Source organism: Bradyrhizobium cajani (genome assembly GCF_009759665.1).
Classification (GTDB): Bacteria; Pseudomonadota; Alphaproteobacteria; order Rhizobiales; family Xanthobacteraceae; genus Bradyrhizobium; species Bradyrhizobium cajani.
Genome location: NZ_WQNE01000039.1, coordinates 1 through 26,318 on the forward strand (window position 1 = coordinate 1; position 26,318 = coordinate 26,318).

Sequence of the window (26,318 nt, forward strand, 5' to 3'; positions counted from 1 at the left end):
CCCCCGAGCAGATCCGCACCGCAAAACGATTCCTGGCGTCGCAGACCGCCGAGCAGGCGGCCAAGATCACCTCGCTTGAATGGCAGGGCACGCAGAAGAAGGCGGAGCGTTCCACCACCGAAGCCACGATCGGCAAGATCAGCGCACTGATCCCCATCATGCAGCAGCGGGTCGACGTGCGAAAATATCTCGTCGACCGCGAGTTCGGCTCGAAATTGCAGTACCTGACGGAAACGCAGGATCTGGTTGCGCAACAACAGGAATTGCTGGTCCAGAAGAGCCACTTTGCCGAGGCCGATGCCGCCGTCGGAGGCATTGAGGAAACGATGCGGCGCACCGAGGCCGAATACAATCGCGGCCTGTTCGACGAGCTCGCAAAGGCCGAGCAGAAGGCGGCGGGCCTGCGCCAGGACATCGTCAAGGCCGAGCAGCGCACCAGCCTCTTGCGCCTCACTGCGCAGGAGGACGGCATCGTCCAGCAGCTCGCGGTGCATTCGGTCGGCGGCGTCGTGACCCCGGCGCAGACGCTGATGGTGGTGGTGCCGACCAGTGGCGGCCTCGAGATCGAGGCAATGATCTCCAACCGCGACATCGGCTTCGTCACCCCCGGCGAGGAAGCCGCGATCAAGGTCGACACCTTCAGCTTCACCCGCTACGGCCTGCGCCAGGGCAAGGTGCTCAGCGTCTCCCAGGACGCCATCGTCCGCCAGAAGCCGCCGGAAAAGCCCGGCGACACGCCCGCCGGCACCGACACATCATCCAGCGAGCCCAAGGGCCAGGAGCTGGTCTACTCCGCCCGCGTCTCGCTCGACCGCGCCCAGATGGACATCGACGGCCGTACCGTCAACCTCGCCCCCGGCATGGCCGTGACGGTGGAGATCAAGACCGGGACGAGGAAGATCATCAGCTATCTGGTGTCGCCGCTGATCCGGTATGGGCAGGAGAGTTTAAGAGAGAGGTGAGCGGGACAGACCGGCTCGTCGGGCAGAACGCTCGCACAATTGGAGGGAATCGAACCCTCGTATTCAGCTTGGAAGGCTGGATTTTATTGAGCCGGCTCAATTGCTTGGCTGTAAAACCGCCAGAATTGGCCGCCCCAAGCCCCATCAATGACTTAGCGACACGCTGTAAAACCTAATCGAGCCTCGAATTCAGCTCGCGCCGGATCTTGCGCGCCTGCTCCTCGGTCAGCCTCCACCGCTGGAACGTGCCGTCAGCCTCCCCCAGCGTGATATAGCGTTCGCCTGGTGTGTCGCCGGTGATGACGACGACGGCCGCGACGCGATCAGTGCCCGGAGCCACGGAGCGTCACAACGATCGCGCCGATGATGCCGGACACCACAATGCCGATCGCAGTCAACAGGCTCTGCCGCTGCACCGTCTCGACGCTCTTCCGCCATTTGCGGACCTGCTGGAAATCGGCCTGCATCTCCTGCACGGCCTCGGGCTTGCTGACGTCGACGCCCATCAGGAGCAGCGTTTCCATCACGGCCGCCTTGGCCGCCTTGACTGCAACTTCCTTGATCTCTGCCTCCGTCACTTCCAGCACTGCTTTTTGCGACCCACCGCGTTGTGAACGCGGATTTGCCAGATGGTCTCGAACGTGTCGTTTTCGCCATCGTAGGTGATCTTCCGCAGACCGCCGCGGCGGGCCGGGTCGCTTCGAAACAACCGGCGGTCGGTAGTGACAGCGCCAATATCGCGCTCAGCGTCATCGCGGGCCTTTTCGCCCTGGTCACCAGCTCGAGCCAACGCGGCATCCCATTGCGCACGCGTGAAGGCGCCGAGTACGGCCGCAAGGCCTTTGAAGACGCCCACCGCAAGCGAAATTCGGATGGTCCAAAGCCGGTGAAATTCAGACTTCCAATCGTCGATGAGCTTCATGGCCCGAATGGTCGGGCCGTTTCCTTGGGAAAAGGTGCCGGGCCGACTGTTTCAGCACATTGCCCGGTTATTTCTGTGTATTGCGCTATTTGCGGTTGTGGGGCATTGTCCTGGGATGCTGGCGCGTATCCTCCGATTGCTCCCCACATCAACCATCGAGGGTTACGAACATCCCGAGCTTGTCTCGGAGATTTTCGCAAAGACTGTTGCGGCGGAGCCGGCCGGCGAGTGGCCGGAGATTCGCGACACCGCAACCGTCCTGGACTTTGGCGGCGCTTGCGGCATCCACTACAAATTGGCGCGTCGCGAAGCTCCTTTCATCCGCTGGGCGGTGGTCGAAACGCCCGCAATGGTGCGCCAGGCCGCACAGCTCGAGACCGATCATCTCCGCTTCTTTGAGAGCATCGAGGCGGCGGCTACGTGGCTCGGCACGATCGACCTGATGCACTCAAACGGCGCGGTGCAGTACACCCCTAGCCCGATCGAAATGGTGCGGCGACTCGCTGACCTCGGCGCCGAGCGCATGCAATGGAAGCGGCTCTTCTTCTCGGAAGAGCCTATCGCCGAGCGCCAGCGGTCGATGCTGATTGAGAACGGTCCACAATCTGAGCGACGGTTTCGCCTCTCAACGAAGGCCGTCGCCTACGAGCGCAAAAGCTTGTCGCGGTCTGAATTCGAGGCCGCTCACGGCGCCTACCGTGTGGAATCAAGCGGCCCCGATTGGTTCACTTTCGTCAGATGATCCGCATCAGCTTGTTCGCGATGATCGTTGGCGGCACGATCGCGTGAGCACTCCCGCCCGTGTTGTTTGACATGCTGGCGATGCCGGTTGCGGTGCCGTTGAGCACTGTAATGTTCTGCACGCTCTGAATACCATTATAGGCGATGCCCTGTTCAGACGAAGCGCCGGTTTTGATGCCAATCGTGTGCCCCCCCGACAATAGCCGGCAAAGACCCGCTCCCAATTGACACGCTCGCGCTACCGGAGCCGGCTGAAGTAATGCCAGTCGGGATCTCAGCGAGCGTCAGCGTATGATTCTGCGATCCGCCAGCGGCACCGAGCGCCGCCCACCAACGGATTCGGGACGTCCTTCGATGACGCCAAGATAGCGGCCAAGATGAAGGGCGCCGATCTGCATTTTCACGACCTCCGCGCGGCACCGCGGCCACGAAATTCTCCATCGCCGGCATCCCGATTCGGTGGATCGCCGAAATCATGGCATGGGACGAAGAGAGCGTTGAGAAGATCATCCGCCGTTACGTCAACCGGGCCGCGCTGACCAAGGCGCTCATCGAGCAGCTGAACGGGGCGGCCGCCAAGCCAGCCAAGGCGGCAGAGCCCCCGACGATGCACGCCATCGGCGGCGTCTACTTCATTGCCAGCGGCGAATTCGTCAAAATTGGGTGGTCCCTCAGCGTTCCGGAACGCATGAAGGCCCTGCAAACGTCGTCGTCTCGAAAGCTCACTCTGCTGCGCGTCATCCCGGGCGTGAAGGAGGACGAAGCGAAATTTCACCAGGAGTTCGCCGAGCACCGCGCAGAGGGAGAGTGGTTCCGGATTGAAGGCACGTTGGCCCGCCTTCCTTGGAACAGACCGGGAGCAAAAAGTGTAAAACACGCTGTAAAACTCTACGGCCGAGCTAGAAAAAACAGCCATTAAGCAGTTGAATTTGGTTGGAGCGGGTGAAGGGAATCGAACCCTCGTATTCAGCTTGGAAGGGTTTCGATCTTGCAATGACTTCAAGGGTCATTCGGACAAATTGCCCCTGCCAGCCGCATTGAACGCAAATAGTTTTGTCGGCTTGTCCGAACGCCAAAGCCCGAATTGTTACCAGCGGCGACTGCTGTCGTAATCAATGAAAGTGGGCGAACAACTGAAATCATCGAAAATGTGCTGCCCCGGTGGATCGTTTCGTGTCGCGTGAATGTGCTGCCCCGGTGGGTCGTTCCTTGTCGCGAAAACGTGCTGTCCCGGTGGGTCGTTTCGTGTCGGGTGAATATGCTGCCCCGGAGGGCCGTTCCGCGTCGCGGAGATGTGCCGTCCCGGTGGGTCGTTTGTGGTCGGGGTGACTGCCACGCAAGTGTAACGCTGCGGTCGCGTCTCAATGTGTATGGATGAAAACCCTTGTGCGACGGCGGTTTCTATCGCGCCGATACATAGCACGAGCAAAAAAACCGACCGAGCCAGCATTGTCCCGCGCACCAGTCTCTCTATAGCCAAAAAATACCTCGAACCGTGACTTATCCCCAATCTCAAAGGGCAATACCGGACGCAAGCCCTCAGCGGTACTCTCTTGAAGTCGTCACGGAGTTGCCGTCGCCCTTGTTCTGGGTCTCGGAAATAATCGTTGAGAATGGTACCGGTGGAACATCCGGGTCTGCGCGACCGCAGCCAAAGGTGGTGCAGTAATAGCCGGTAAAATCGGCAGATCGCTTTCCGTCAGGGCCACGACCGCCATAAATCTTCACGTAGCCCTCCGTCTGTTCAACTTTAATATTCGAGCGGTGGATGATCTTTCCATCAGGTGCATAGGCCGTCATTAGGGTTCGGCCCGGGGCCATCCCCTTGATGGTGAGGGTGCGATCAGTCTCCGGAGTGACTTGCGCAACGCCATCAGTTGAGAGCGTAACTTTGTTCACTGGCTGGTCGAAAGAAAAGGTGCGCGCCTGTTGAGCCCGAAGCTCAATCGTGTCAGTCGCAATGACTTCTTGCGGTGGCTGCGCGTTTGCCACGCCGGTCAGGAGAGCCAACGCGGCAAACACACGGCAATGCCAAAATCCTGAAAACGACATGAGAAATCCCTCCCTGAAATCAATATAAGCTATCACTCCGTTACTTATCTGCAACCACAACCGGCAGTACGCTGGGCAGTAAAACGCTCGTCAGGTAGGTTATTATTCCTAGGAATAATGCGCCTTTTGTCGCGCGTCGGCGTAACAATAGTAGCGCGCGACAACGCTCAATTGCTCTCTAGCCTAGATACGGCAGCGACACCGAATGTCATCGCATTCCTCCACAGCGAAAAGGTGCTTCGCAAGCATGCATGCGCGCGGCCATCGCTTCGCTGAATGCCGAAATTTCGCAGATCATGGGCACGGCGGCACCGACTATTGCCGTCGTGCGGTCCTCGAAGGGCTATTGACACGAATGAGGGCGACGCGGCCCGTCCAATAACGGAAAGCCGACCTCCCATTTCGTTCCTTCGCGGGACAAGGTCGGCAAGGCCGCAGACACAACGAGCTAGACGGCGTGATGCTATGATCTACGACGCTTTCCGAGGCTACAAGTTTCCAGATCGCGAGCCGTGCGAGACCGAGACGTTTCCGCCGAAGCGGAAGCGTACTCGCGAGCGTCGTATGACGTTGGCGCGTGCCATGACGCAGGCCGTTGAAGCTGGCGTCACGGTCGGCAGCGCGACCATGAACGCGGACGGCAGCATTACACTGACGTTCGGCAAGCCTGTGCAGTCGGTCGAAACTTCCGAAGACGTGAGGAGGCTCCTGTGAATCCGCCCCGCTCCGCCTTGCCCCTGCCCCGCTACGTCGAGCGTAAGCCGCTCAAGGGCGGCGGCTGGGGCTATTTTTTCCATGTGCCGTCATGGGCTCGTAAAGCTGGCTGCACTATTGAGAATGCGCCGCTCGGCAATGATTACGGAGCCGCAGTGGCGCGCGCCGAAACCATTCTGCTTCCCGCATTTGACGCGTGGCGGACTGGCGGTATTGCGCCATCCTCTCCGGCTGCTGTTGCGTTCGGGACGCTCGATTGGATGTTCGCGGAATACCGCGCGGATCGCCGTTATACCAAGCTGGACCCCAAGTCGAAGCGCAACCATGAGAATGGCTTCAAAATGGTCGGCAGCTATGTCTTGAAGGACGGCAAGCGGCTGGGCGAGAAGCGCTTGTCTGTCATCGACACCGCGCTGGCTGATGACCTTTATGAGAAGTTGCTGATCCTGAAAATTACCGACCCCAAGGGCAACATTGTCGAGCGAGAACGCCGCACGACCGTCAATCACGCGATGAAATCGTGCCGCCGTGCTTGGAACGTCGTTGCCCGCCGTCATCCCGGCAAGTTGCCCCTTGTCAATCCATTCGCGCAGATGGGGCTTCGCTCATCTAATCGCGAGACCCCGACCGCAACGTATGAGGAGCTTTTAGCGTTCCGAGCAAAGGCGGTCGAGCTTGGCTTGTCGTCGCTTGCGACCGCCGCCCTGATTGGCTGGGAGTGGTTGCAGCGTGAGACTGATATTTTTGCAACGTTCGATGTGTCGCACTATCGTCCGAAGGAGCGGCCGAACATGGTTCGCGTGGTGGACGAAAAGACGAAGCAGGAAGGCTGGATACCTCTGCTTGACGATGCAGGCGTGCCGATTTACCCGGAGCTGATGGCCGAGCTTGACGCCATCAAGCGCGACCGCATTGGCGGCCTGATGCTGTGCCGCGACTGGGGCAATCGCGGACCTTGGCCTACGTGGCCTAAGCCCGATCAACCCGACTTCACTCATCTCAGTCGAAAGGTGAAGGAAGTCATTCGCGCAGCCGAATTGCGCGACAGCCTGTCGTTCACGTCATTCCGGCACGGCGGCTTTACTGAGGGCGGCGACGCGGAATTGACTGACCGCGAGATGCTGGCGCAGGGCCGGCTACAACCGTCAAGGTGCTGCCGAAGTACACCAAGCGCACCACTCGACAAATCGTTAACGGCGCGAAGAAGCGCCGCGCCGCGCGAACGAAAGACGGCCATTTGTCCGAATGAGATCAGCCCGCTTGTCCGAATGGAAGGCTGATCGCGCCTCAAGTGCCTGAAATCATTGGAGCGGGTGAAGGGAATCGAACCCTCGTATTCAGCTTGGAAGGCTGCTGCTCTACCATTGAGCTACACCCGCACAAAGGGCTCCCTAACACGGCCGGGCGGCGGTCTCAACTGCCCCAAGGGCAGCTTTCGGCGGCTTTCCGCCTCTTGCGCACAGGGCGGGTTCCGTCCGCTCCCGCTTCCCCTTAACAGCGGCAGGCTCGCCGCCTATATTAAAATCTCCCGAAACCAACGAAAGGAGGTGATCCAGTGTCTTATCTCAAGCGCTGTCACCTCGCTGGGATCGCCCGCTAAGCTCTCGCAAGGGCTTGGCATCGGGGCGCTCTCAGCCCTGGACCAGCGAGCAAGAAATCGGGCGCGACGGAGCTCTCTCCGCCGCGCCTTTTCTTTTGGATGTGCGCTGACCGGGGACCGAGTTACCGGCTCAGGTCGCGCGGAGCCGCTCGCGGACTGCAACGGCGGCGATCAGCAGGCCGACGCACCAGGCCATGGCGGCGCGATGCGGCTCATCACCAAGGAGCACGGTGAAGATACTCGCGAGCAGGCATGGGACGATCGCCTTGCGGGTCCGGCTCGCGAGCGAGAGCAGGAACGGCATCGCGGCGATCGATATCTGAAGGACGTTCATTGGCCCGCTTCAGCTCGCTGCCAGGCTTTAGAAGCCGCAGACGTTGAGCGCGCGCGGCTGCTTGCCGCGGCGGCTTTCGACGATTCGCTCGCCGCCATTTTCGGCCGAGCTGCCGTAATATCGGTGGTGGCCGCTCTGGTCGTGCAGATCCGCCGGCTCGGATTTCCCCGCCCGACGCGCGTCGCAGATGATCTTGATGGTCGACATGGCCGCCTCCGAAGTGTTCTTGGTGGCCATCAGTCGCGCAGATTTCGGGCGGCGTTCACCCGCTCGCCCGGCAATCGGGTTTCGGGACGGTTTCGTCGCAGGGGACGCGACACAATATTTTCCGCCTCGCTATTGTCGGCGACAGCGGTGGTGATACGTCCTTTGGACGCGCGCAGCAAAAATCAACGAGGTGACGATGCTTTACGCCATCCTGGCCTATCACGTGGAAGACGAGGTTTTGTCCTGGACGCCGGAGGAGGACGCCGCGGTCGTGTCCAAAGTCATCGAGGTTCAGGCGCCCCTGAGGGCAAGCGGACAGTTTGGGCCGGCCGCCCGTCTGGACGAGACCCGAAAGGCCCGCACCTTGCGTGGCCCCGGCGCGGGCATGGTGCTGGACGGCCCCTTTGCCGAGACCAAGGAGCAGCTTCTGGGCTTCCACCTCATGCAATGCGCCAACGATGATGAGGCGATCGCGGCGGCGCGGAAGCTGCGCGCGGTCAATCCGACTGCGGTCTACGAAATCCGCCCGGTCAAGCTTTACGTGCCGGCCGACGGGTTCGGAGCGACATCCGGGTAAGCCGCCGCCTTACGCGCCCGGCTCGGTCCGCGCGATATAGAAACGCTGGATCACGAGGCCGCCGAAGGCGATGAACCACACGAAGGGTGCGATATGCGGCGCGAAGGCCGCAACGATCGTGCCCGGGATGAACACCAGCAGCGGAAACATCGAGGCCATGATCTCGTGGCGCCAGCCGCCCAGGATGGTCCACCACAGCCAGGCATTGAGGCCCGCGATCGCCGTCAGGTGCAGGCCGTAGAGCACCGCGACCGCGCTGCTCATGCTGTAATTGGTGTAGAGGCCGTTGGTCACCGGCAGCAGCACGATCGAGAGCAGGAAGAACAAATTGAGGATCACGCCGCCGCGGCTGCCCACGGGCTGCCGCGCCAGCCGCCGGTGATGGCTGATCCAGAACACGCCGGCGATGATGAAGCTCAGCGTAAAGCCGGCGAGCTTGCCGGAATAGACATGGGCGAGATCGCTCCAGCCGGGGGCGCTGGTGAACACCGCGGCCTTGGGCAGGTCATAGGCCAGCAGCGTCATGGCAACACCGAAAATGGTGTTGCTGAGCGACTCCAGCCGCCGCATCTCGAACTGGTCGGGCTTGAGCTCGGTCATGTCGGGCATGCGTTGCTGGAACTTTGGGCCATCTTCCCCCTAAATCCTATTTCCGGTTCCGTCCAGCCGCATTGCGATTCGCATCGGGATCGCCGACTCTCACCCTTTCACCGGGGCGATTCGTGGCGACATATCTGGACACGCTCAATGCGGAGCAGCGCCGCGCCGTGGAGCATGGCGTGGCCGACGGTGCGACCGTGGGCGCCCCCCTGCTCGTCATTGCCGGCGCGGGCTCCGGCAAGACCAACACGCTGGCCCACCGCGTCGCGCATCTGATCGTCGCCGGCGCCGATCCCCGCCGCATCCTGTTGATGACGTTCTCGCGCCGCGCCGCGGCCGAGATGGCTGGCCGCGTGGAACGGATCGCCCGAAAGGTGCTCGGCGAGAACGATGCCGCGATCATGCGCGACGCGCTCACCTGGGCCGGCACCTTCCACGGCATCGGCGCGCGCCTCTTGCGCGAATATGCCGAGCGCATCGGCGTCGATCCCGCCTTCACCATCCACGACCGCGAGGATTCCGCGGACCTGATGAATCTGGTCCGGCACGAGCGCGGCCTGTCGAAGACAGAGAGCCGCTTTCCGGCCAAGGGCACCTGCCTGTCGATCTACTCGCGCTGCGTCAACGCCGAGATGGAGATCGAGAAGGTGCTCGGGGTGCACTATCCCTGGTGCGCCGGCTGGGCCGCCGAGCTGAAGGGCCTGTTCGCGGCCTATGTCGAGGCCAAGCAGGCCCAGCACGTGCTCGATTACGACGACCTCCTGCTCTACTGGTCGCAGATGATGAGCGATGCGCTGATCGCCGAGGAGATCGGCGGCCGCTTCGATCACGTGCTGGTCGACGAATACCAAGACACCAACCGCCTGCAATGCTCGATCCTGCTCGCGCTGAAGCCCGACGGCCGCGGCCTCACGGTGGTCGGCGACGACGCGCAGTCGATCTATTCGTTCCGCGCCGCCACTGTGCGCAACATCCTGGACTTTCCGCAGAGCTTCTCGCCCCGCGCCGAGATGATCACGCTCGACCGCAACTACCGCTCGACGCAAGCCGTGCTGGCGGCGGCGAACGGCGTCATCGGCCTCGCCCGCGAGCGCTTCACAAAAAATCTCTGGACCGACCGCACCTCCTCGCAGAAGCCGCAGCTCGTCACCGTGCACAACGAGGCCGACCAGGCGCGCTACATCGTCGAGGAGGTGCTGGCGAACCGTGAGCAGGGCGCGCTGCTCAAGCACCAGGCGGTGCTGTTCCGCACCTCCTCGCATTCCGGCCCGCTGGAGATCGAGCTGACCCGCCGCAACATTCCGTTCGTCAAGTTCGGCGGGCTGAAATTCCTCGACGCCGCGCATGTCAAGGACGTGCTGGCGCTGCTGCGCTTTGCCGAGAACCCGCGCGACCGCGTCGCCGGTTTCCGCATCCTGCATCTGTTGCCGGGCATCGGGCCTGCGACCGCGCAGCGCGTGCTCGACCAGATGGCGGAGAGCGGCGACCCGCTCGCCGCGCTCGGCCAGCTTCCGGTGCCGGCGCGCACCGGCGCGGACTGGACCGATTTCGTCCGCACAACCCAGAATTTGCGCTATTCGGAATGGCCGGCCGATCTCGAACGCGTTCGGCTCTGGTACGAGCCGCATCTCGATCGCATCCACGAGGATTCCGAGACGCGCCGCGCCGATCTGATGCAACTCGAGCAGATCGCGAGCGGGTATGCCTCGCGCGAGAAATTCCTGACCGAGCTCACGCTCGATCCGCCCGATGCGACCAGCGACAAATCCGGGCCGCCCTTGCGCGACGAGGACTATCTGATCCTCTCCACCATCCACTCGGCCAAGGGCCAGGAGTGGAAGTCGGTATTCGTGCTCAACGTCGTCGACGGCTGCATGCCCTCCGATCTCGGTGCCGGGACCAGCGCCGAGCTCGAGGAGGAGCGCCGCCTGCTCTATGTCGCGATGACCCGCGCCAAGGACGACCTCCACCTCGTCGTGCCGCAACGCTTCTTCGTGCACGGCCAGGCCGCCAAGGGCGACCGCCACGTCTACGCCTCACGCACCCGCTTCATCCCGGAATCCCTGGTCTATCTGTTCGAGCGCACCGCGTGGCCGAAGGCCGCGGCAGGTGCGGCGCGCACCGCGGCACAGGGGCCCAAGATCGACATCGGGGCAAGAATGCGCGGGATGTGGCGGTAGGTTGAACAAACGGAAACCGAGCATTTCCGAATGCCGCCTTGTGGCGGGGCGCGTGTCCATTAAGTCTCAGCGATCTTCCCACAGAGACCTGATCGATGACCGCACCGCTTCAATTCGGACTGGACACCTTTGGCGACGTCACCAGGGATGCCTCCGGCGCCATGCTTCCGCACGCGCAGGTGATCCGCAACGTCGTCGACGAGGCCGTGCTGGCCGACGAACTCGGCCTCGACTTCATCGGGCTCGGCGAGCATCACCGCGCCGATTTCGCGATCTCCTCGCCCGAGACCGTGCTTGCGGCGATAGCAGCGCGCACCAGCCGCATCCATCTCGGCTCGGCCGTGACGGTGCTGAGCTCGGACGATCCCATCCGCGTCTTCCAGCGCTTTGCGACGCTCGACGCGCTTTCGCACGGCCGCGCCGAGGTGATCCTCGGCCGCGGCTCCTTCACCGAGTCCTTTCCGCTGTTCGGCTTCGACCTGCGCAAATACGAAGAGCTGTTCGAGGAGAAGCTCGACCTGTTCGCCGCGCTGCTGTCACAGCAGCCGGTGACGTGGGAAGGCAAATTGCGTCCGCCGCTGAAGAACCAGCTGGTCTATCCACCGGTCGAGAACGGCACGCTGAAGACCTGGATCGGCGTCGGCGGCAGCCCGCAATCGGTGGTGCGCGCGGCGCATTACGATCTGCCCCTGATGCTCGCGATCATCGGCGGCGACCCGAAGCGCTTTGCGCCTTATGTCGATCTCTATCACCGCGCCTTCAAGGAGTTCGGCCGCCCGGCACAGCCGATTGGCGTGCATTCGCCCGGCTATGTCGCGGAGACCGACGAGCAGGCGCGCGAAGAGCTGTGGCCCGGCTACAAGGCGATGCGCGACCACATCGGCAAGGAGCGCGGCTGGCCGCCGATGCGCCGCGACGAGTTCGTGAGCGAGGCCGAGCACGGCTCGCTCTATGTCGGCTCGCCGGAGACGGTCGCGCGCAAGATTGCCGCGACCGCCAAGGCGCTCGGCATCTCGCGCTTCCAGCTGAAATATTCTGCGGGACCCTTGCCGCACGAGAAGCTGATGAAGAGCATCGAGCTCTATGGGCGGAAGGTGGCGCCGATGGTGCGGGATTTACTTGCCTGAACCGTCCGCCCCCTGCCGTTTGCTCCACGTCAAGCTGCATAGCCGGGATTCCCGGCCAGATGCGGTTTTACGTGCATCTCAGAGCAGGCAGCAGGCCCATGGCACCCGGCGTTGCACACGGAGATGGCGGCGCTCGACAGAGTGCTCGACGGAAAATTCGCTAGATGAAAAAATCCGACGCCGCGCCGTGCGCCTGCGGGATCAAGGATCCAGGTGCGAGTTGAAGCGTCATCACGTGGTGATCCGCATCGGTCAGCGTCAGAATATTGGTCTGATAGTTGAAGGCCTCGTCCACCTTGGTGTCGAAGCCATCCAGCACCAACGTCGTGCCCGGCGTATAATTTGAGATGACACCGGATGTTTGTTTGGCATCGGGTCCGAAGACAAATGAGTTCGTCCCCGTCAGAACGACATTGCTGCCCAGATTGCCGGTGACCGCTAATGTCCCGTTATTGACGCTGACGGTTCCAGTCCCGCTCAAATTATCGACCTTGAGCACGCCACTATCCAGGACGGTACCGTTGTTGACGAGGTTGCCTAAGACATCCACCTCACTGCCGGCGTGCACATTGACGAAGCCGCCATTGGTCAAGCCATTCTTGAAGTCGATCGTGCCGCCCTGATCGGCGATGATCTTTCCCAATGCATTGAACACGGCGTCGTCGAAATTGAGCGACGCCTGCAAGGCTTCGATAAGGCCGTTGCTGGTGACGGCGTTGCCGGTGTTCACTTCAAGCAGCTGGGACCCGATCGCATCGAGCGCGCCGGAGAAGCCGATATGCAAAGTGAGGCTGTGATCTCCGTTTCCAATCTTGCCGGCACCGTCGATCGTGCCGCCTTCAAGGTCGAGCGTGTGATGCGCACCGCTGTTCAGGATCGAGGCGCCCGGATCGAGTTTGATCTCGCCATTGCCGATAACGGTGGTGTCGCCGATCAAGACAGCTTTCGCGGCATTGAAGAACTCGATCTTGCCGTCGTTGTTCAGCGTGCCGCTGATATCCAGAACGCTTCCCGCACTGTCGTTAAACACGGCGCCAGCCTTGAGTGTCACGTCGTTGAAGGTGTTGGTGCTGCCTGCAACGGATTCGATGAGTCCGCCGGATGTCGCGCAAAGCGACATCCCGTCCAGATGTACATGGTCGAAGGTGATGGAGCCACCATTGGCGACGATCGCACCGAGGGAGCCGCCGGTGATGATATCGTTCGCGAGTACGAGCATCGCCTGGGTTTCGTTCAGTGAACCGAGGTCGTTGATCGTGCTGTTGCTGATGACGCCGGCCCTGTCGATCTCATGCAAATTACCGGTCACGCCGATATTGATCGTTGCCCGATCAATCGACGTGAAGCCGGTGGAGCCGGTGACAGTCAGAACACCGCCGCCGGCGGTGTCATTCACGTCAGTGACCGTGATCGCGACGTTCTTTGTGGTGATTTTTGTCCCGTCGTTCACCGCGACGGTGACGTCGTAGACGTTATCGCGGTTGGCGTCTTTCGGCGCTTCGAAGTCGGGCGCAGACTTGAACGTCACATCCCCTGTAACTGACACGTTGAACAGAGCCGCATCGGCGCCGGACAGCGAATAGGTTAGCGTCGGGCTGTCTACGTCGCTCGCTGCGATGTGGTAGGCGACGCCCGTGCCATTCTCCGCGAAGCTTGCCGTCGTGCCCGAGCCGATTACGGGGGCATCATCGATTCCCGTCAGCGTCACGGTGATGGTCTGCGTCGCAGTTCCGCCGTGGCCGTCGTTGAGGGTCAGGGTGAAGGTGTCGGTGTGGGTCTGCCCGGCCGCAAGCGGAGCGATATTGGCGTGGGAAACGTCATAGCTCCACGTCACCTTGCCATCGTCGATGGTGGCCGTGAGTGTACCGAGGTCGCCGCTTTGCGACGTCACTGATACCGTGTGCGTATCGGCCGTATCGGCGTCGGTAAAAAACACCGCGCCCGATGTCGAAACCTTGGCACTGCCATTGTCCGTCAGATTCGCTTTGGTGACAGACGGCAGACCAATATCCTTGACGAAGATATCCTCATAGCCGTTGGTGTCGCCCGGCACCAGATTGCTGCCTGACGACACGAATACCAACTTGGTGCCATCTGGCGAGAACACAGGAGCCTCGCTGTAGCCGCCCGCCCGCGTCCCGCTTGCGTTGGTCGAGACAACCGTGACGGCGCCGGTGGTCAGGTCCTTCACATAGACCTCAAAGCCATTGACACCAGGCACGAGATTGTCGGCAAAGGAATAGAACGCAACCTTGGTGCCATCAGGCGAGAACACGGGCTTCTGGGCTTCGCCGTTGTTCTGTGGGGCTCCGTCGGCATTGGCCGATACCAGCGTGACCACGCCGGTGGTCAGGTCCTTTATTGCAATGTTGCCGATTCCGATATTGGAACTACCCGGCACGAGATTATCGGCAAAGGTATAGAACGCCACCTTGGTGCCATCAGGCGAGAACACCGGGTCGTAGCTGCCGCCATTGCCATGAACGCCGCTGGCGCTGCCCGAGACCAGTGTGGTGGCCCCGGTGGCGAGGTCCTTGATGTAGATGTCGCTGCCGGCGCCTCCCCCCGTCGTTGACCCGAACACGACTTTGGTGCCATCCGGTGAGAACGAGGGTGCGTAGGTGCTGCCGTTCTGGTCGCCGCCGGTGCCGGCTCCCCCGTTGTAAGGGCTGGCCGCCACGAGCGTGATCGCGCCGGTGGTCAAGTCCTTCACGAAGACGTCGCGCATATTGTCGGTATCGCCCGGCACCAGCTTGTCGGCGTCGGAATAGAACGCAATCTTGGTGCCGTCAGGCGAGAATACCGGGTTGGTGGTCTGGAAGCCGTCCGCCTGCGCCCCGCTGGCACTGGTCGACACACGCGTGATGGCGCCGGTGGTCAGGTCCTTCACGAAGATGTCGTATGTCTGATTGGTGTCGCCCGGCACCAGATTGTCGGAAGCAGATGCGAACGCCACCTTGGTGCCATCAGGCGAAAAGACCGGCTGGTAGCTGAAGCTATCCCCCTGCACCCCGCCGGCACTGGTCGACACGCGCGTAATCGCACCAGAGGTCAGGTCCTTCACGAAGATGTCGTAAGTCTGATTGGTGTCGCCCGGCACCAGATTGTCAGCACCGGAATAGAACGCCACCCTCGTGCCGTCGGGCGAGAACACGGGCGCGAAACTTGCGCCATTCGCCTGCGCGCCGGTTGCGCTGGTCGACACGCGCGTGACGGAACCATCGCTGCCACCACCAGCGGTGAAAACAGGTGCTGAATTTGTCATCACCGCCTCCGTTTGCCTGGCAGAGGCAGGACCACGATGTTCTGCGCAATCATCAGAAACAAAAATGCGGCATCAATTCGGATGCGTCTCCGCCAACCGAAGCAAGCTTAGTGTCGCTCGATGACAAACGTCTGATGTCGCTCAATTCGTCATCGCGACACGACAAAGGCGCTCGGCATCTCACGCTTGCAATTGAAATATTCGGCGGGGCCCGTGCCGCACGAGCAGCCGATGACGAGCATCGAGCTTTACGGGCGGAAGGTTGTGCCGATGGTGCGGAAGCTGATGGGGTACCGGCTCGCCGCCTACTTCATCAGCCCGAGCCGGCTTGCGCCGACATAGAGCGAGAGTACGGCCGCGTTGGAGACGTTGAGGCTCTTGATCTCGCCGGGCATATCGAGCCGCGCCACGACGCTGCAGGTCTCGCGGGTCAATTGCCTGAGGCCCTTGCCTTCGGCCCCGAGCACCAGCGCCAGCGGCGCGCGCAGCGCGACGTCCGAGAGGTCCTCGCTGCCCTCGCTGTCGAGGCCGACGGTCTGGAAGCCCCGCTCGTTCAGCGCTGTGAGCGCACGGGCGAGATTTTGTACCGTGATCATCGGCACGAGCTCGAGCGCCCCGGAGGCGGCTTTCGCGAGCACGCCGGTGGCTTCCGGGCTGTGGCGCGCGGTGGTGACAATCGCCTTCACCGCGAAGGCCGCGGCCGAGCGCAGAATTGCGCCCACATTGTGCGGATCGGTGATCTGGTCGAGCACCAGCACCATGCCTTCCTGCTTCAGGGTTTCGATGTCAGGCGATGGCAGCGGATCGGCTTCCGCGAGCAACCCCTGATGCACGGCGTCGGGCGACAGCAGACGATCAATCTCCTGGGGCCGGACGATCTCGGGCGCAACACGGGTTTCGATGTTTTCGTCCGCCAGCCGCCTTGCGGCGTTCTCGGTCAGCGTCAGCTTGCGGATCCGCCGTTCCGGATTGGCCAGAGCCATGGTGACGGTGTGCCAGCCGTACAGGATGACGGGCCCGTCGGCGTGCGAATCGCGGTCGCGCCAGGCCGGACGGCCGGCTGATTTTCCGGGCCTCTTGAAGGGCTTAGCCCCGCCGCGAGGACCTTTTGGTCCGAATTTTCGATCCTTCATGGGCTCGCTTGTGTCACGGGCGCCGGAATATGGCAATTTGGGTGCCTAAGAGGGCCATTTTAGCTGTTTGCCTCGGTTGACTTTGCCCCTCCGCTTCGCCCATAAACGCGCCCGGTCGCGCCCCGATCCGGGCTGTCGCGGCCTTCACGTTCCATGGCCGTCTTCGGTCCGCCGGCAAGGTCCGGCCCGATTGTGCTGCCGTCGAGCGGGGGAGTGTCCCGAGTGGCAAAGGGAGCTGACTGTAAATCAGCCGCCTCATGGCTTCGCAGGTTCGAGTCCTGCCTCCCCCACCATCCTTTCACCAAGTCGCCGTAAGCTTCCCCCTGTCTCTCCGTGACCACCTCTGTGCGGTCGCAGCTACAGCGCTCACACCAAAAAACAGAACGCCCGCCCGCATCAGCGGACGGGCGTCTCGTCGGCTCAACCGATCAGAGATCAGTAATAGCGGCGCAACACGCGATGGCCGCCGTAATACGGCGCGCGGTGGGCGTAGCCGTAGCGCGGACCGTAGCCGTAGTGCGTGCGCGGCAGATAGCCATAGCGCGGGCCGTAGCCGTAGCGGTACGGACGGTAGTACGGGCGCTGATAGGGATAGGCGGCGCGATAACCGTAGCCAAAATTGGCGGGGGCAACGACCGCGTCCTCACGATAGGTCGGATACGGCGCGAAGGCGCCCGGGCCGGTATAGGTCGGTCCCTGGTTGACGTAATAGTACTGCGTAGCCGGCTCGGCGAGGTGCTCAAAACCCCAACCGCCATAACCCGGGCCATAACCCCAGCTACCGCAACCCGTGTTGCAGCCGCTATAGACCGGCGCAACCGGCGCGCAGCCGGTGAAGCCGCAAGCCGCCGCGGGCCCGGTGGCGACGAACATCACGGCAGCCGCCGCAACCAGTCCCGAAATCATTTGACGCATTACTCTCTCCTGTTGATTTTTGATTTCCGTATTTGACGTTTCTCAACCCGGCGGCCTGCCGGGTCCTTCAGCGTTCGGCCGCGGCCGACGATGCCGCGGCGTATCGTTGATCTCAGGCGCAAGGATCACCGGCGGCGGATCGACGGGCACGTCCATCTGCGGCGGCAGCGGCGCGGATTGCGCGCCCCAACTCTGGTGATAGCTCTCGGCTGGTTTCGGCAGCTTGCGGTTCGCAGGCGGCTCGACCTCGAGCCGGCCATAGCCGGGCCGCAAGCCCAGCGTCGGATAATAATGGCCGACGTCGGCGGGCTGCCGCTCGGCGATATAGCGTCCGCCATAGATCGTGGGTTGCACCTGCTGGTTCTTGCCAAGGCCCCAGACACCCTCGACCACGGCATAGGACGCATCGATGTTGTTAATGATGATGGGCACGCCGGGTCGGCCGGGAACGACAATATCGAAACCGCCGCCGGCAAACGCCGTCGCAGGCAGTCCGATCAGAAAGGCAGCAAGCGCCATAGCGCGCATGGGGGCATCCCGGTTATCCGGCGGCAACCTATCCGATCGCGACGCAGAGAGGGTTAAGGCCCTCTCACCAATTTCCGGTAAGCCTAATGTGTAAGGATTGCGCGCTGCTCAAATGCCGCAAAGCGAACTAGCGAAGCGTTAACAGCTTGCGGCTCGCGCCAGGAACCTGGTTCATCCGCTCACATCCGTTTGGGCTTGCGGAAAATCAGCCTGTTTCGTCGGAACGTGCGCCGCCTTGCGCATTTAGCCCTCGTTCAATCAGAACGGGAGCCAGCAACCATGACCATCAAACTCCTCGGCACAGCCGCGATTGCGGCAACGATTTTGGCCGGCCCTGCGATGGCACAGGCAGTGGTCAATAATCCCGCCCGCTGCTCGGCCCAATTCCCCAACGCCAATTGCCAGAACGTCGGACCGGGAAATCCGTACACTGACAATGGCTATCGCCATCGCCGCGTCAGCTACCGCCAGGCTGACCGCGACCGCAATAGCGACTGGAACAGGACGCACACCGGCTTCTGGCCCACCGACGTCGCGGGCGATGTTGCCGGCGCCGCAATCGGCACCGCTGGCGCCATCGCGACGGCTCCGTTCCGCGCCTGGGACAACTCTTACGCCTACGACAATTCATGGAATAATCGCAGCTGGGATACCCGCAGCTACGCCGAGCGCAACGGCTTCGTCTGCACGCCCGGCACTTACTTCAAGGGCAGCGACGGCCGCCGGCATCTTTGCCAGTAGCCCGTCCAGGTTGAGCGATGCGGAACAGGCGGCCGCGGGCCGCCTGTTTCAAGTGCGCAGCACCCCTTCGCGGGTTCTGGCGCTTTTGAGCCAAGTCTGATATTGCGACGCGCGGGCGGGCAGCCCGGCGCATGCCGGCCTCTGTCCCCCTCTCCAGCGTCGCCGGCTTAGCTCAGCGGTAGAGCAGCGGTTTTGTAAACCGAAGGTCGGGGGTTCAATCCCCTCAGCCGGCACCAGCTCTTGACGCGCCGCTCTCATTCCGAATTCTTCGGCGCACTGCTTTGCTGGAAGTGCACGGCACCCGCGATCTCCACCCAGGCATGTTTCGACTGCTCGAAAACCGATCTGACGGGCGCCGGATAGTTTGGGTCCGCGATCGCACCGACGGCAACGGCGATCATCGCGGGCAGATTTTCGGCCTTCCAATAGACCGTCGAACCGCAGTCTCGACAAAAATAGAAGCGGACCCTGCTGCCGCTCGCGGCCGCTCGAACATATTCCTTCGGCGTTCCCGAGACCGTGACGACCTCGACCGGATAGAAGGCACCGACGCCGAACGGCGCGCCGGTTCGGCGCTGGCACTCAAGACAGTGACAGGCGGCCACGAGGCTGGATGGCCCCGGAAGCGACAGCGCAACCGCGCCGCAACTGCATCTGGCATCGATCATGGACCCTCACTCTCACTCCTTCCCCACCTCGAACGCCAGCAGCACGTTGCCGGCCACGCCGCTCCATTGGCCGTAGCCGGAATTGGTGTAGAGCATGCCGCCGGCGATGACCGGCCCAGGGCCGTCGATCGCGCCGCCATGGGCTGGGACCCCGTTCACCGCCTTGAAGTCCCGCGCGGTGTCGAACTCCCACAAGAGCTTGCCGTCGGCGGTGGCGTAGGCGCGCAGGAAGCCGCTGACGCCGCCGGAGAACACGACGCCGGGGATCAGGCTCACTGCCGCCGAGAGCGCGGGGCTGCATTGGCGGCGATCGCCGCAGGGGACCGGGGGCACTTCCATTGCAATCTTTCCGTTGACGAGGTCGAGCCCAAACAGACCGCCGCCTTGGGTGGAATCGAGCTGCCGCGTGCCGTCGCGCGAAAAGCGCACGTCGGAGTTCGCGACATAGATGTGGTCCCCATTCGCGGCAGAGCCCCACTCGCTGCCACCGAGCGGACCGCCCTTCCCGATCCTGGTCTGCCACAGGATCTTGCCGTCATCATCGGGATCGAGCGCGTGCACGACGCCGGATTTCTGCGCGATGGCGAGCACGCGCTTGCCGTCGCGCAGGGTCACGAGGATCGGCGACTGGCCGAAATCGTGATCGGGTCCGTGATCGTCAGGACAATTGGTCTTGTCCGCGGTGAAGCACGCCACGACAAAAGCGTCCTTCGGAGTGGCCTGCTGCTTCCAGAGCAGCTTTCCCGTCGCGAGATCGAAGGCGAGGATCGCGTCGCTGGTCGCGGACGGAGGGTTCGAATACGAATTGCTGGTTGCGACGTAGATCGCGCTGCGCTTCACGTCGATCGTCGGCGCCGACCAGATGGCGGCGCCGGACGGACCAAAGAGCTGCGTACCCCGCGCATTCTTGCCGGTCGGATGCGGTACCTCCGGGATGGTATAGGCCTGCCAGACCACCTTGCCGGTCGCAGCCTCCAGCGCCACCACGCTGCCGCGGAAGGTGCAGCATTCGTAAGTGACTTGCGAGCCGACGGCTTCCTCAATCGAGGACACCGGCGCGTAGAGCACGCCGGAATGCAACACCGGCGCACCGGTGATGCGCGCGGCCGCATGCTCATCGACCTTTGTCTTCCAGATCAGTGTTCCAGTCAGCGCGTTCACGGCATACGCATTGGCGCGCAGATCGCCGAAAAAGATCGCGAACTGATCGGAGCCTGGAAGCTGCGCAAAGCTGATCGCGGCGCGCACCGCCGCATCGGTTGCGAACGTCCACAGCGTGCAGCCGCTTCGCGCGTCGAGCGCGTGCACCTTGCGGTCGGTACCGCCGATGAACAACAGGCCGCCCACGATGGTCGGCGGCGCAAAGGATACCGAGGCCCCGGGAAAGGCATAGGCCCATTTCAGCCGCAGTTGCGGCACCTGCTCGGCGGTCAGCCCCGCCATGTCGGCCGGCTGGAAGCGGCTGTTGGTGACGTCGACGCCCCATCCGTTCCAGCGCGGACCGTCGAGCGATTGCGGAAAGCCGCTGGCCTGCTGCGTGCAGCGGCCCTGCGCATCGGCTGCAACACCGCCAGTTGCGGCCTTGCCGGTGACGAATGCGGCAATCGCCCGGCGTTCGTCCTCGCTGCGGTCCTTCGCCATCGCTGCCATGCTGCCGGAGATCAAGGCTCCCAACACATGGTCGAACGACATCGCTTGCAGGGCGCTGCGGCTCGGCACGCGGTTCTGGACATCGCCGTCGTGGCATTGCGCGCAATGTGTTGCGTAGAGCGCGGCGCCGTCCTGCTGTGCCAGTGCCGGCGCGCAGCACGACATCACCAGGGTGGCCAGGACGGCACTTGCTCGCATGGTGTGCTCCGGCATGATCGCAGCGACCCAGGATCGCGTCACACAACCCAGAGTGTAGCGCTGGAGCGATCAAGGAAGCAATGGACGTTCCGTCTGCGCCTATCACACATCCACGGCAATCCGGACACGATCAGGCAGCTCCTCCAGCCGCCACAGTCCGAGGCTCTTGTCGCGCCAGCCGCCGGCGCCCTCCTCGCAGCGCTCGTTGATCAGCTCGCGCGGCGGAGGCCAGTCGAATGGCGCCTTCTCCATGTTCAGCGCGCGCCAGTCGCCGTCTTCGCAATCGCGATTTGCATCCCATTCCGGAAACGTCGTGACCAGCAGGAAGCGCGCGCCGCTATCGCGAAAGCGCGCGACGGCGCGGGCGATGTTGTCGAAACTCAAATGAACCAGGCAGTCCCGGCAGAGAATGACATCCGCGCGCGGCAACGCATCGCGCGTGATGTCGCCGACGAGGAACCGGACGGACAGTTCGCCGTCGGCCACACGGCGGCGATTGGCTTCGATCAGCGACGACACGATGTCGATTCCGGTGTAGTCGGCGTCGATCTTGATGCGTCCGATCCAGCCGGCATCGCCACAGGGCGCATCGAGCAGCGAGCGCGCGCCGAGCCGTTGCAGCAATGGAGGCAGCGCCTCCCGGATCGCGGCGGTCGCCGCCTCCTCCGAGCCGAGGCCGGAGACAGAGCGCGCGGCGCCCCACAGGTTCGTCCGCTCGATCCGCTCGAACCGCGCGGCGAGATCGAGGCCCGCAAAGTTCTCGCGGTCGGCAACGAAGCGTTCGTGAGCGAGCACGGGTGGACGGCTGGCGATCATCGGACGGGCTGCGAGTCGGAATTCAGACGCAAACGGACAATACAGGGAATTCTGTACGAAATCGTCCGCAAGCGAATCCGCTCACGTTATTCGTCCCGTCGAGCTGCCATGCGCCCCACCACCAGGGAGAGAGCTAGGATCGTCGCCGGGGCGGCCACGGCCGTCATCATGACGGCCATGCTGTTCGTCATTGCGATCGCATTTCTGCTCCCGCAATAGGCGCTACAGTGCAGCGGACGGATGCCGCCGCGCAAACTCACCCGGCGCACACGGTTCGCAGGAATTTTCAGACTTCATCGTTCAGCCAGTCGCTGCGATCGTCGGCTTCGGGCGGAGGACCGGAACCAACTGCCTGTGTCGCTCGTTCTCGAGCCATGCGGATCAGAGAAGACAATCGAAACATGTTTCTCTTGGTGACGGTGACGCTGTGCTGCGTCGCCGTGGCTGCGACGCTTGCACTGTTCGAGCCTGTATTTGGGCAAGGTCCGGAGCGGCGGATCGCCGACAGCAGGCCGGTCGATGCCTCGGCTCACGCGCCCGTCCGGGTGGTCGGCGCGCCCTTCATCCCCAACACCAACCCGCGCCAGCGATAGCGCTCAGGTCGGGGATGCCTCCCTGCCCTCCTCGGGCCGGCCGTGGGCGCGTGCCAAATTCTCGGCGAACGCGATCACCTCTGCCCGCTTGTCGGGCGGCAGCGACAGAAAGGCGCGCACGAGCCGCAGGCCCTGCGCTTCGTCCGACTCTTCCTTACCGTCATCCATCCGCTTACTCTCGGTCGACCGGGAAAAATATGCAATCCCCATTGCGGATGAGCTTGATTTGGGGCAGCCGCTTTGATGGAATGAGCTACCGCTGAGGTGGACCATGAAGTGGATCCGGGAACGCGACGCACTGATCGCGCAGACACTGGCCTTCGTCCAATCGGTCACGGGCAGGAAGGACGACGTCCTTCAGCCTGGCGTGCCATCGGATTCGCCGGCGGCAACCGTCGAGATCGTCGCGATTGAGACCGTGACCGTCGAGGTCGGGCCGCCCCAGCCCCCTTCGCGGGCTCAGCCCGTCCAGCCCGCGCCGGCACGGGCAGGCAGCGATTTCCGCAGCGAGATGCAGGCCCGGATCGCCAATTTCCGCAAGCATCAGGAGCGGTTCGAGCGCGAACGCGAGGAATATTGCGCGGCCACCCTGACCAAATTGCGCGCCGCCATCCGCGACGGCTCTCCCCGTCCACCGGCCGAAAACTAGGGCCGGTGCTCCAGTCTGGAGCCTACAGCCAGGACCACACCAGCCAGAGATTGGCCGCGCAGGCGCCGAACAGCGCCAGCGTCAGGGGCAGCAGCATGTGCCCGCAGGAGGTTTTCAGGTCGCTCGTCATGGCCGAAAACATCCGCTGATTCCGGCCGGAGAGTCCCAGGGATTCTTTTTTTGGGGATTCAGGACTCGTTTACGACTCAGGGCCCGGGCGCACCGTTCACGGCGCCGTGATCGAACTGCCGGCCTGGAACGCCTCGCCGGATGAAGTCGTTAACGGGCTTTCCTGGAGCGGAAAGAATGCCCTACGCCCTGTTCTGCAACGACGCCCAGATCAGCAAGGCCTATCCTGATGAGTCCGATGTCTGGAAGCTCGCCCAGCGGAGTGGCCTCGTCGTGGATGTCAGCTCCGACGACGAGCGTCCCGGGCCACGCCGGGTGCTCGACAACGACTACGAGATCAAGCCCTGCCGGGTCGCCCAGGGCGAGGACCCCGCCAAGAACAAGGCGGAGGCCGAGCAGCAATCGAGGATGGAGCTCGAGCTGAATACTTGAGGTCCGGCTCCAAACCGGGTCGGCGTCTCAGGGGGTCGCGGTCGCAAGCGATGCCTGCTCGCCTGCCAGCGCCACACAGGCCTTCCGGCGATGCAGCCCGCGGATTGCGCCGGTGACCTTCATCACTTTACCCGACGGACAGGAAGCGTCCTTGACGAAGGCCACCTCATAAGGTGCCAGCATCAGAGGTTCGGATTTGAGGATTGTCTGTGCAGAGCACGGCAGGCAGATCACGCAGGAAAACACCACTGCCGACACAAAGATACGCATGTCCGTCGTCCCACCAGCCCGGTAATTCTCTATAACGCGTTCCGGAGCGCGAGTTCCGTAAACCGCAAAAATTATTTTTGCTTTACCCGGCCCCTATGACGCGCGTGAGAAGGCGCGCGCAAGACTGTTTGCTTGCAAACGACGCGCCAGATGGTTGACGGTAAGCAAATTCGGGCTGGCAAACACAAGACTGTAAACGAAAGGCCGGCGGGGGCCGGCCTTTGTCAGGTACTGATGCGGAGGGTGCGTCAGTAGCGCGAGGCCGGCGGCCCGCCCCAGCCGAAGCGGTAGTTCACGCCTACCTTGACGGTATGCTCGTCCTCCCGGCCGCGGACGCCGACGACGTCGGCCGGGCCGGAGGTAAAGGTGGTGCTGCCGAAATTATAATACTGGTATTCGGCTTTGGCCGACCAGCTCGGTGCAAACATGTATTCGAGGCCGGCGCCGACGGTGTAACCGTCCTTGCTGTTGCCGGTGGTGGTAAAGGCCTGCGGCACGCCGGCGATGTTGACGCCGAGGCCGTTATTGCGCCAGGCATAACCGCCCTTGGCGTAGAGCAGTGTCGGACCCCAGGTGTAGCCGATGCGGCCGGTGACCGACCCGAGCTGGTCGGTATTGGACGTCACCTGCGTACCGAGCGGGAACGTGACACCGTTGCTGTTGGTCGGCAGCCAGGAATACTGGGCCTCGATACCCACCACCCAGTTGGGCGCGAACTGGTAGTCGAAACCGCCCTGCACGCCGCCCAGGAAGCGGGCGTCGCTCGACTGGAAGCTGTTGTCGCCGGCAAAGGCGCCGCCGACATGGCCGCCGATGTAGAAACCGGTCCAGTTGTAGATCACTTGAGGCGGAGTATAGACCGGAGCCTTGGTGTAGGTGCGCGGCTGCATGTCGGCTGCTGCGGCTGGCGCTGCCAGCGCAAGCAGAGCCGCTGCGCCCAGCAATATCGTTCGCATGATTATCCCCGTTCTCTCAAATTCGACCCTCAGCAAACAACGTGGCGTGAATTTGGTTGCTTGGCGGCGATGCCGGAACGGTGATCGTTCGTGACTGTGACGGGCTGGCAACAACGCGATTTGGTTCCGTCACGTCTGCTTGCCCCGAAAAAACTGGCCGTCGGCGCAAGACGTCCCGTAACAATTTGTCGCAAGGTGAAACCACCCCGTTCAAAGCTCGCCGAAATGTGATCCAGCGGCTCCGGCGACTTTCGTCCTACCACCGGGCGGATGAAGACCAGCTTTGCGTTACCGCGTCATCTTTTCCAGTTGCGGAAAGGGGGCGTAAACCGCACCGGCGCAGAGCTCGTTGGCCCGGTCAATGACGCGGTCGGCCCGCCCATTGACGAAGACGACGGCGCGCTCGCGCACGCCCTTGTAGCTGCCATCGGTCTCGCGCGGGGTGAAGTGCAGGCAGCTCACATAGAACTGGCGCCCGCCAACCTCGCGCAGCACCGGATCGGCCATGCCGGCATCGCGCACTCCGACCGGATTGTTCAGATAGCTGCGCATCAAGGCCAGCGTGTCGCTACGGAAATTGTCGGGAAAGGGCTGCGGCCCTCCGGCCTGGGTCCCGTCGATCAGGGACGCACGGTCACCATCGCTGCCGAAGCACGCCGCGAGCGCCAGCGGCAATACCAGGACCATCGCACGTTTCGCCAATCGCCCCACAGCTCACGCTCTCCGCTATTCCGACCCGGAGACGTTCTAGCCTCAAGGTTGCGTCAGGGGAATTTGTAAGAGAATTCGCTTGCGACTTCCACACAGACACAAACGCGCACCGGCCCGCCGCCACCCCCTCACGCTTTCGCATGAGGCATGACGGACAGGCCGGGCCTGAATTCCGCACGCGGCGGCTGGGCAATGCAGGATGCCGCCGCGGAGGATCAGGTTAGCTGCGCTTGTCGGTGGCCGCCGGCTTGGTGACGTCCGGCTTGGCGACGTCCGGCTGCGCCTTCAGCGACTTCTTGGTCGACACCTGCTTGTGGTGATGGCGATGCGTGCGCACGGTCTTTTGCTCGTCGGACGTGACCGCGGCATTGGCGTTCATTGGCTTCGACTTGGTGTCCACCTTGACGTCGGCGGCCTTGGCATCGGGGGTCTTGGCATCGGAAGTCTTGGCATCAGCCTTGACACCTGCGTCGGGTTTCGCGGCGGTGGCCGACGCCTTGGTCTGGCTCTGGTCCGCCTTGATCACCGGTGCGGTCGTGGTGGTCTTGCCGGCCTCGGCGGCGAAGGCCGGGGCTGCGATCACGGAAGCTGCGAGCAAGGCTGCAGAAATGGTCTTCAACATGGTGGTCTCCTCTTGGAAGGATCTTG

At 62.9% G+C, this 26,318-nt stretch carries 32 protein-coding genes, 4 tRNA genes and 1 pseudogene; 15 read left to right on the forward strand and 22 right to left on the reverse strand.

Annotated elements, in window-relative coordinates:
* Positions 1–962 (forward strand): HlyD family type I secretion periplasmic adaptor subunit (locus GPL20_RS32660; protein ID WP_157335689.1); only part of this gene is annotated, 962 nt, incomplete at its 5' end.
* A 34-nt stretch (positions 963–996) separates the two neighbouring features.
* Here the strand turns inward: GPL20_RS32660 and GPL20_RS32665 are convergent.
* From GPL20_RS32665 to GPL20_RS32680, 4 genes are all read right to left on the reverse strand, one after another.
* A tRNA-OTHER gene (locus tag GPL20_RS32665) sits at positions 997–1,066 on the reverse strand.
* A gap of 68 nt (positions 1,067–1,134) precedes the next feature.
* Positions 1,135–1,302: a hypothetical protein gene (locus GPL20_RS32670; protein ID WP_157335691.1), complete on the reverse strand. Its 168-nt coding sequence runs from the start codon at positions 1,300–1,302 to the stop codon at positions 1,135–1,137.
* Positions 1,286–1,549, reverse strand: coding sequence for a hypothetical protein (locus tag GPL20_RS32675; RefSeq protein ID WP_254125090.1), 264 nt, complete (start codon positions 1,547–1,549; stop codon positions 1,286–1,288). The genes GPL20_RS32670 and GPL20_RS32675 overlap by 17 nt, the downstream gene beginning before the upstream one ends.
* On the reverse strand, positions 1,537–1,884 hold the full coding sequence (locus tag GPL20_RS32680; protein ID WP_157335693.1) for a hypothetical protein: 348 nt from the start codon (positions 1,882–1,884) through the stop codon (positions 1,537–1,539). The genes GPL20_RS32675 and GPL20_RS32680 overlap by 13 nt, the downstream gene beginning before the upstream one ends.
* Between GPL20_RS32680 and GPL20_RS32685 the strand changes: the two genes are divergently transcribed.
* Positions 1,883–2,626 carry a class I SAM-dependent methyltransferase gene (locus GPL20_RS32685; RefSeq protein ID WP_157335695.1) on the forward strand — a complete coding sequence of 248 codons (744 nt, stop codon included), beginning with the start codon at positions 1,883–1,885 and terminating at the stop codon, positions 2,624–2,626. The two genes, GPL20_RS32680 and GPL20_RS32685, sit on opposite strands and share 2 nt — an antisense overlap.
* Here the strand turns inward: GPL20_RS32685 and GPL20_RS32690 are convergent.
* On the reverse strand, positions 2,619–2,849 hold the full coding sequence (locus tag GPL20_RS32690) for a hypothetical protein (RefSeq protein WP_157335697.1): 231 nt from the start codon (positions 2,847–2,849) through the stop codon (positions 2,619–2,621). The two genes, GPL20_RS32685 and GPL20_RS32690, sit on opposite strands and share 8 nt — an antisense overlap.
* Positions 2,850–3,100: 251 nt before the next feature.
* Between GPL20_RS32690 and GPL20_RS32695 the strand changes: the two genes are divergently transcribed.
* Complete coding sequence (locus GPL20_RS32695; protein WP_157335699.1) at positions 3,101–3,544, forward strand: GIY-YIG nuclease family protein; 444 nt, start codon at positions 3,101–3,103, stop codon at positions 3,542–3,544.
* 620 nt (positions 3,545–4,164) lie between these two features.
* Here the strand turns inward: GPL20_RS32695 and GPL20_RS32700 are convergent.
* Positions 4,165–4,713, reverse strand: coding sequence for a pilus assembly protein N-terminal domain-containing protein (locus tag GPL20_RS32700; RefSeq protein ID WP_157335701.1), 549 nt, complete (start codon positions 4,711–4,713; stop codon positions 4,165–4,167).
* A gap of 429 nt (positions 4,714–5,142) precedes the next feature.
* Between GPL20_RS32700 and GPL20_RS32705 the strand changes: the two genes are divergently transcribed.
* Complete coding sequence (locus GPL20_RS32705; RefSeq protein WP_157335703.1) at positions 5,143–5,391, forward strand: hypothetical protein; 249 nt, start codon at positions 5,143–5,145, stop codon at positions 5,389–5,391.
* Positions 5,388–6,671, forward strand: a complete 1,284-nt coding sequence (locus tag GPL20_RS32710; RefSeq protein WP_157335705.1) for a hypothetical protein — start codon at positions 5,388–5,390, stop codon at positions 6,669–6,671. The genes GPL20_RS32705 and GPL20_RS32710 overlap by 4 nt, the downstream gene beginning before the upstream one ends.
* A gap of 25 nt (positions 6,672–6,696) precedes the next feature.
* Here the strand turns inward: GPL20_RS32710 and GPL20_RS32715 are convergent.
* From GPL20_RS32715 to GPL20_RS32725, 3 genes are all read right to left on the reverse strand, one after another.
* Positions 6,697–6,770: transfer RNA gene (locus GPL20_RS32715), tRNA-Gly, on the reverse strand.
* A 351-nt stretch (positions 6,771–7,121) separates the two neighbouring features.
* Complete coding sequence (locus tag GPL20_RS32720) at positions 7,122–7,325, reverse strand: hypothetical protein (protein WP_157335707.1); 204 nt, start codon at positions 7,323–7,325, stop codon at positions 7,122–7,124.
* Between the two features lie 27 nt (positions 7,326–7,352).
* A complete protein-coding gene (locus GPL20_RS32725; RefSeq protein ID WP_157335709.1) occupies positions 7,353–7,532 on the reverse strand; it encodes a hypothetical protein in 180 nt (59 codons plus the stop codon).
* A gap of 196 nt (positions 7,533–7,728) precedes the next feature.
* Between GPL20_RS32725 and GPL20_RS32730 the strand changes: the two genes are divergently transcribed.
* Complete coding sequence (locus GPL20_RS32730) at positions 7,729–8,109, forward strand: YciI family protein (RefSeq protein ID WP_157335711.1); 381 nt, start codon at positions 7,729–7,731, stop codon at positions 8,107–8,109.
* Between the two features lie 9 nt (positions 8,110–8,118).
* On the opposite strand, the gene GPL20_RS32735 is transcribed toward GPL20_RS32730, so the two are convergent.
* Positions 8,119–8,709: a TMEM175 family protein gene (locus GPL20_RS32735; RefSeq protein WP_157335803.1), complete on the reverse strand. Its 591-nt coding sequence runs from the start codon at positions 8,707–8,709 to the stop codon at positions 8,119–8,121.
* A gap of 122 nt (positions 8,710–8,831) precedes the next feature.
* On the opposite strand from GPL20_RS32735, the gene GPL20_RS32740 reads away from it, so the two are divergent.
* Together GPL20_RS32740 and GPL20_RS32745 are read left to right on the forward strand one after the other, a co-directional pair.
* Positions 8,832–10,889, forward strand: coding sequence for an ATP-dependent helicase (locus GPL20_RS32740; protein ID WP_254125088.1), 2,058 nt, complete (start codon positions 8,832–8,834; stop codon positions 10,887–10,889).
* A 95-nt stretch (positions 10,890–10,984) separates the two neighbouring features.
* The gene (locus GPL20_RS32745) at positions 10,985–12,016 is read left to right on the forward strand and encodes an LLM class flavin-dependent oxidoreductase (RefSeq protein WP_157335715.1); all 1,032 of its coding nucleotides are present in this window, start codon (positions 10,985–10,987) and stop codon (positions 12,014–12,016) included.
* A gap of 160 nt (positions 12,017–12,176) precedes the next feature.
* Here GPL20_RS32745 and GPL20_RS32750 read toward each other — a convergent pair whose 3' ends face one another.
* Positions 12,177–15,281: a VCBS domain-containing protein gene (locus GPL20_RS32750; RefSeq protein ID WP_157335717.1), complete on the reverse strand. Its 3,105-nt coding sequence runs from the start codon at positions 15,279–15,281 to the stop codon at positions 12,177–12,179.
* Between the two features lie 159 nt (positions 15,282–15,440).
* On the opposite strand from GPL20_RS32750, the pseudogene GPL20_RS39720 reads away from it, so the two are divergent.
* A pseudogene (locus tag GPL20_RS39720) lies at positions 15,441–15,623 on the forward strand (hypothetical protein); the annotation flags it as partial.
* On the opposite strand, the gene rlmB reads toward GPL20_RS39720, so the two are convergent.
* Positions 15,587–16,414, reverse strand: coding sequence for a 23S rRNA (guanosine(2251)-2'-O)-methyltransferase RlmB (rlmB, locus tag GPL20_RS32760; RefSeq protein ID WP_167533316.1), 828 nt, complete (start codon positions 16,412–16,414; stop codon positions 15,587–15,589). The pseudogene GPL20_RS39720 and the gene rlmB sit on opposite strands and share 37 nt — an antisense overlap.
* A gap of 207 nt (positions 16,415–16,621) precedes the next feature.
* Between rlmB and GPL20_RS32765 the strand changes: the two genes are divergently transcribed.
* Positions 16,622–16,707, forward strand: a tRNA-Tyr gene (locus tag GPL20_RS32765).
* A gap of 142 nt (positions 16,708–16,849) precedes the next feature.
* Here the strand turns inward: GPL20_RS32765 and GPL20_RS32770 are convergent.
* The gene (locus GPL20_RS32770; protein WP_157335721.1) at positions 16,850–17,329 is read right to left on the reverse strand and encodes a hypothetical protein; all 480 of its coding nucleotides are present in this window, start codon (positions 17,327–17,329) and stop codon (positions 16,850–16,852) included.
* 42 nt (positions 17,330–17,371) lie between these two features.
* Positions 17,372–17,857 (reverse strand): hypothetical protein, encoded by a 486-nt coding sequence (locus GPL20_RS32775; protein ID WP_157335723.1) that lies wholly within the window; start codon positions 17,855–17,857, stop codon positions 17,372–17,374.
* 279 nt (positions 17,858–18,136) lie between these two features.
* Between GPL20_RS32775 and GPL20_RS32780 the strand changes: the two genes are divergently transcribed.
* A complete protein-coding gene (locus GPL20_RS32780) occupies positions 18,137–18,598 on the forward strand; it encodes a hypothetical protein (RefSeq protein WP_157335725.1) in 462 nt (153 codons plus the stop codon).
* Between the two features lie 161 nt (positions 18,599–18,759).
* Positions 18,760–18,834 (forward strand) — tRNA-Thr (locus GPL20_RS32785).
* Positions 18,835–18,852: 18 nt separating this feature from the next.
* On the opposite strand, the gene GPL20_RS32790 is transcribed toward GPL20_RS32785, so the two are convergent.
* The 3 genes from GPL20_RS32790 to GPL20_RS32800 all read right to left on the reverse strand — a co-directional run bounded on the left by GPL20_RS32790 (position 18,853) and on the right by GPL20_RS32800 (position 21,930).
* Positions 18,853–19,266, reverse strand: a complete 414-nt coding sequence (locus tag GPL20_RS32790; protein WP_157335727.1) for a GFA family protein — start codon at positions 19,264–19,266, stop codon at positions 18,853–18,855.
* Positions 19,267–19,278: 12 nt separating this feature from the next.
* On the reverse strand, positions 19,279–21,114 hold the full coding sequence (locus GPL20_RS32795; protein ID WP_167533317.1) for an outer membrane protein assembly factor BamB family protein: 1,836 nt from the start codon (positions 21,112–21,114) through the stop codon (positions 19,279–19,281).
* 102 nt (positions 21,115–21,216) lie between these two features.
* Entirely contained in the window at positions 21,217–21,930 is a 714-nt protein-coding gene (locus GPL20_RS32800) for a class I SAM-dependent methyltransferase (RefSeq protein WP_157335731.1), read from the reverse strand.
* Positions 21,931–22,331: 401 nt separating this feature from the next.
* Between GPL20_RS32800 and GPL20_RS32805 the strand changes: the two genes are divergently transcribed.
* On the forward strand, positions 22,332–22,523 hold the full coding sequence (locus GPL20_RS32805; protein WP_205751219.1) for a hypothetical protein: 192 nt from the start codon (positions 22,332–22,334) through the stop codon (positions 22,521–22,523).
* A gap of 3 nt (positions 22,524–22,526) precedes the next feature.
* Here GPL20_RS32805 and GPL20_RS39085 read toward each other — a convergent pair whose 3' ends face one another.
* A complete protein-coding gene (locus GPL20_RS39085; protein WP_167533318.1) occupies positions 22,527–22,691 on the reverse strand; it encodes a hypothetical protein in 165 nt (54 codons plus the stop codon).
* Positions 22,692–22,794: 103 nt separating this feature from the next.
* On the opposite strand from GPL20_RS39085, the gene GPL20_RS32810 reads away from it, so the two are divergent.
* A complete protein-coding gene (locus tag GPL20_RS32810) occupies positions 22,795–23,172 on the forward strand; it encodes a hypothetical protein (RefSeq protein WP_157335735.1) in 378 nt (125 codons plus the stop codon).
* Positions 23,173–23,478: 306 nt separating this feature from the next.
* Positions 23,479–23,733, forward strand: coding sequence for a hypothetical protein (locus tag GPL20_RS32815; protein WP_157335737.1), 255 nt, complete (start codon positions 23,479–23,481; stop codon positions 23,731–23,733).
* 27 nt (positions 23,734–23,760) lie between these two features.
* Here the strand turns inward: GPL20_RS32815 and GPL20_RS32820 are convergent, their stop codons facing one another.
* From GPL20_RS32820 to GPL20_RS32835, 4 genes are all read right to left on the reverse strand, one after another.
* On the reverse strand, positions 23,761–24,003 hold the full coding sequence (locus GPL20_RS32820) for a DUF6719 family protein (RefSeq protein ID WP_157335739.1): 243 nt from the start codon (positions 24,001–24,003) through the stop codon (positions 23,761–23,763).
* Positions 24,004–24,251: 248 nt separating this feature from the next.
* Positions 24,252–24,959 carry an outer membrane protein gene (locus GPL20_RS32825; protein WP_157335741.1) on the reverse strand — a complete coding sequence of 236 codons (708 nt, stop codon included), beginning with the start codon at positions 24,957–24,959 and terminating at the stop codon, positions 24,252–24,254.
* 288 nt (positions 24,960–25,247) lie between these two features.
* Entirely contained in the window at positions 25,248–25,646 is a 399-nt protein-coding gene (locus GPL20_RS32830; RefSeq protein ID WP_157335743.1) for a hypothetical protein, read from the reverse strand.
* A gap of 244 nt (positions 25,647–25,890) precedes the next feature.
* The gene (locus GPL20_RS32835) at positions 25,891–26,292 is read right to left on the reverse strand and encodes a His-rich protein BRANT (protein ID WP_157335745.1); all 402 of its coding nucleotides are present in this window, start codon (positions 26,290–26,292) and stop codon (positions 25,891–25,893) included.
* Positions 26,293–26,318 lie beyond the last annotated feature (26 nt).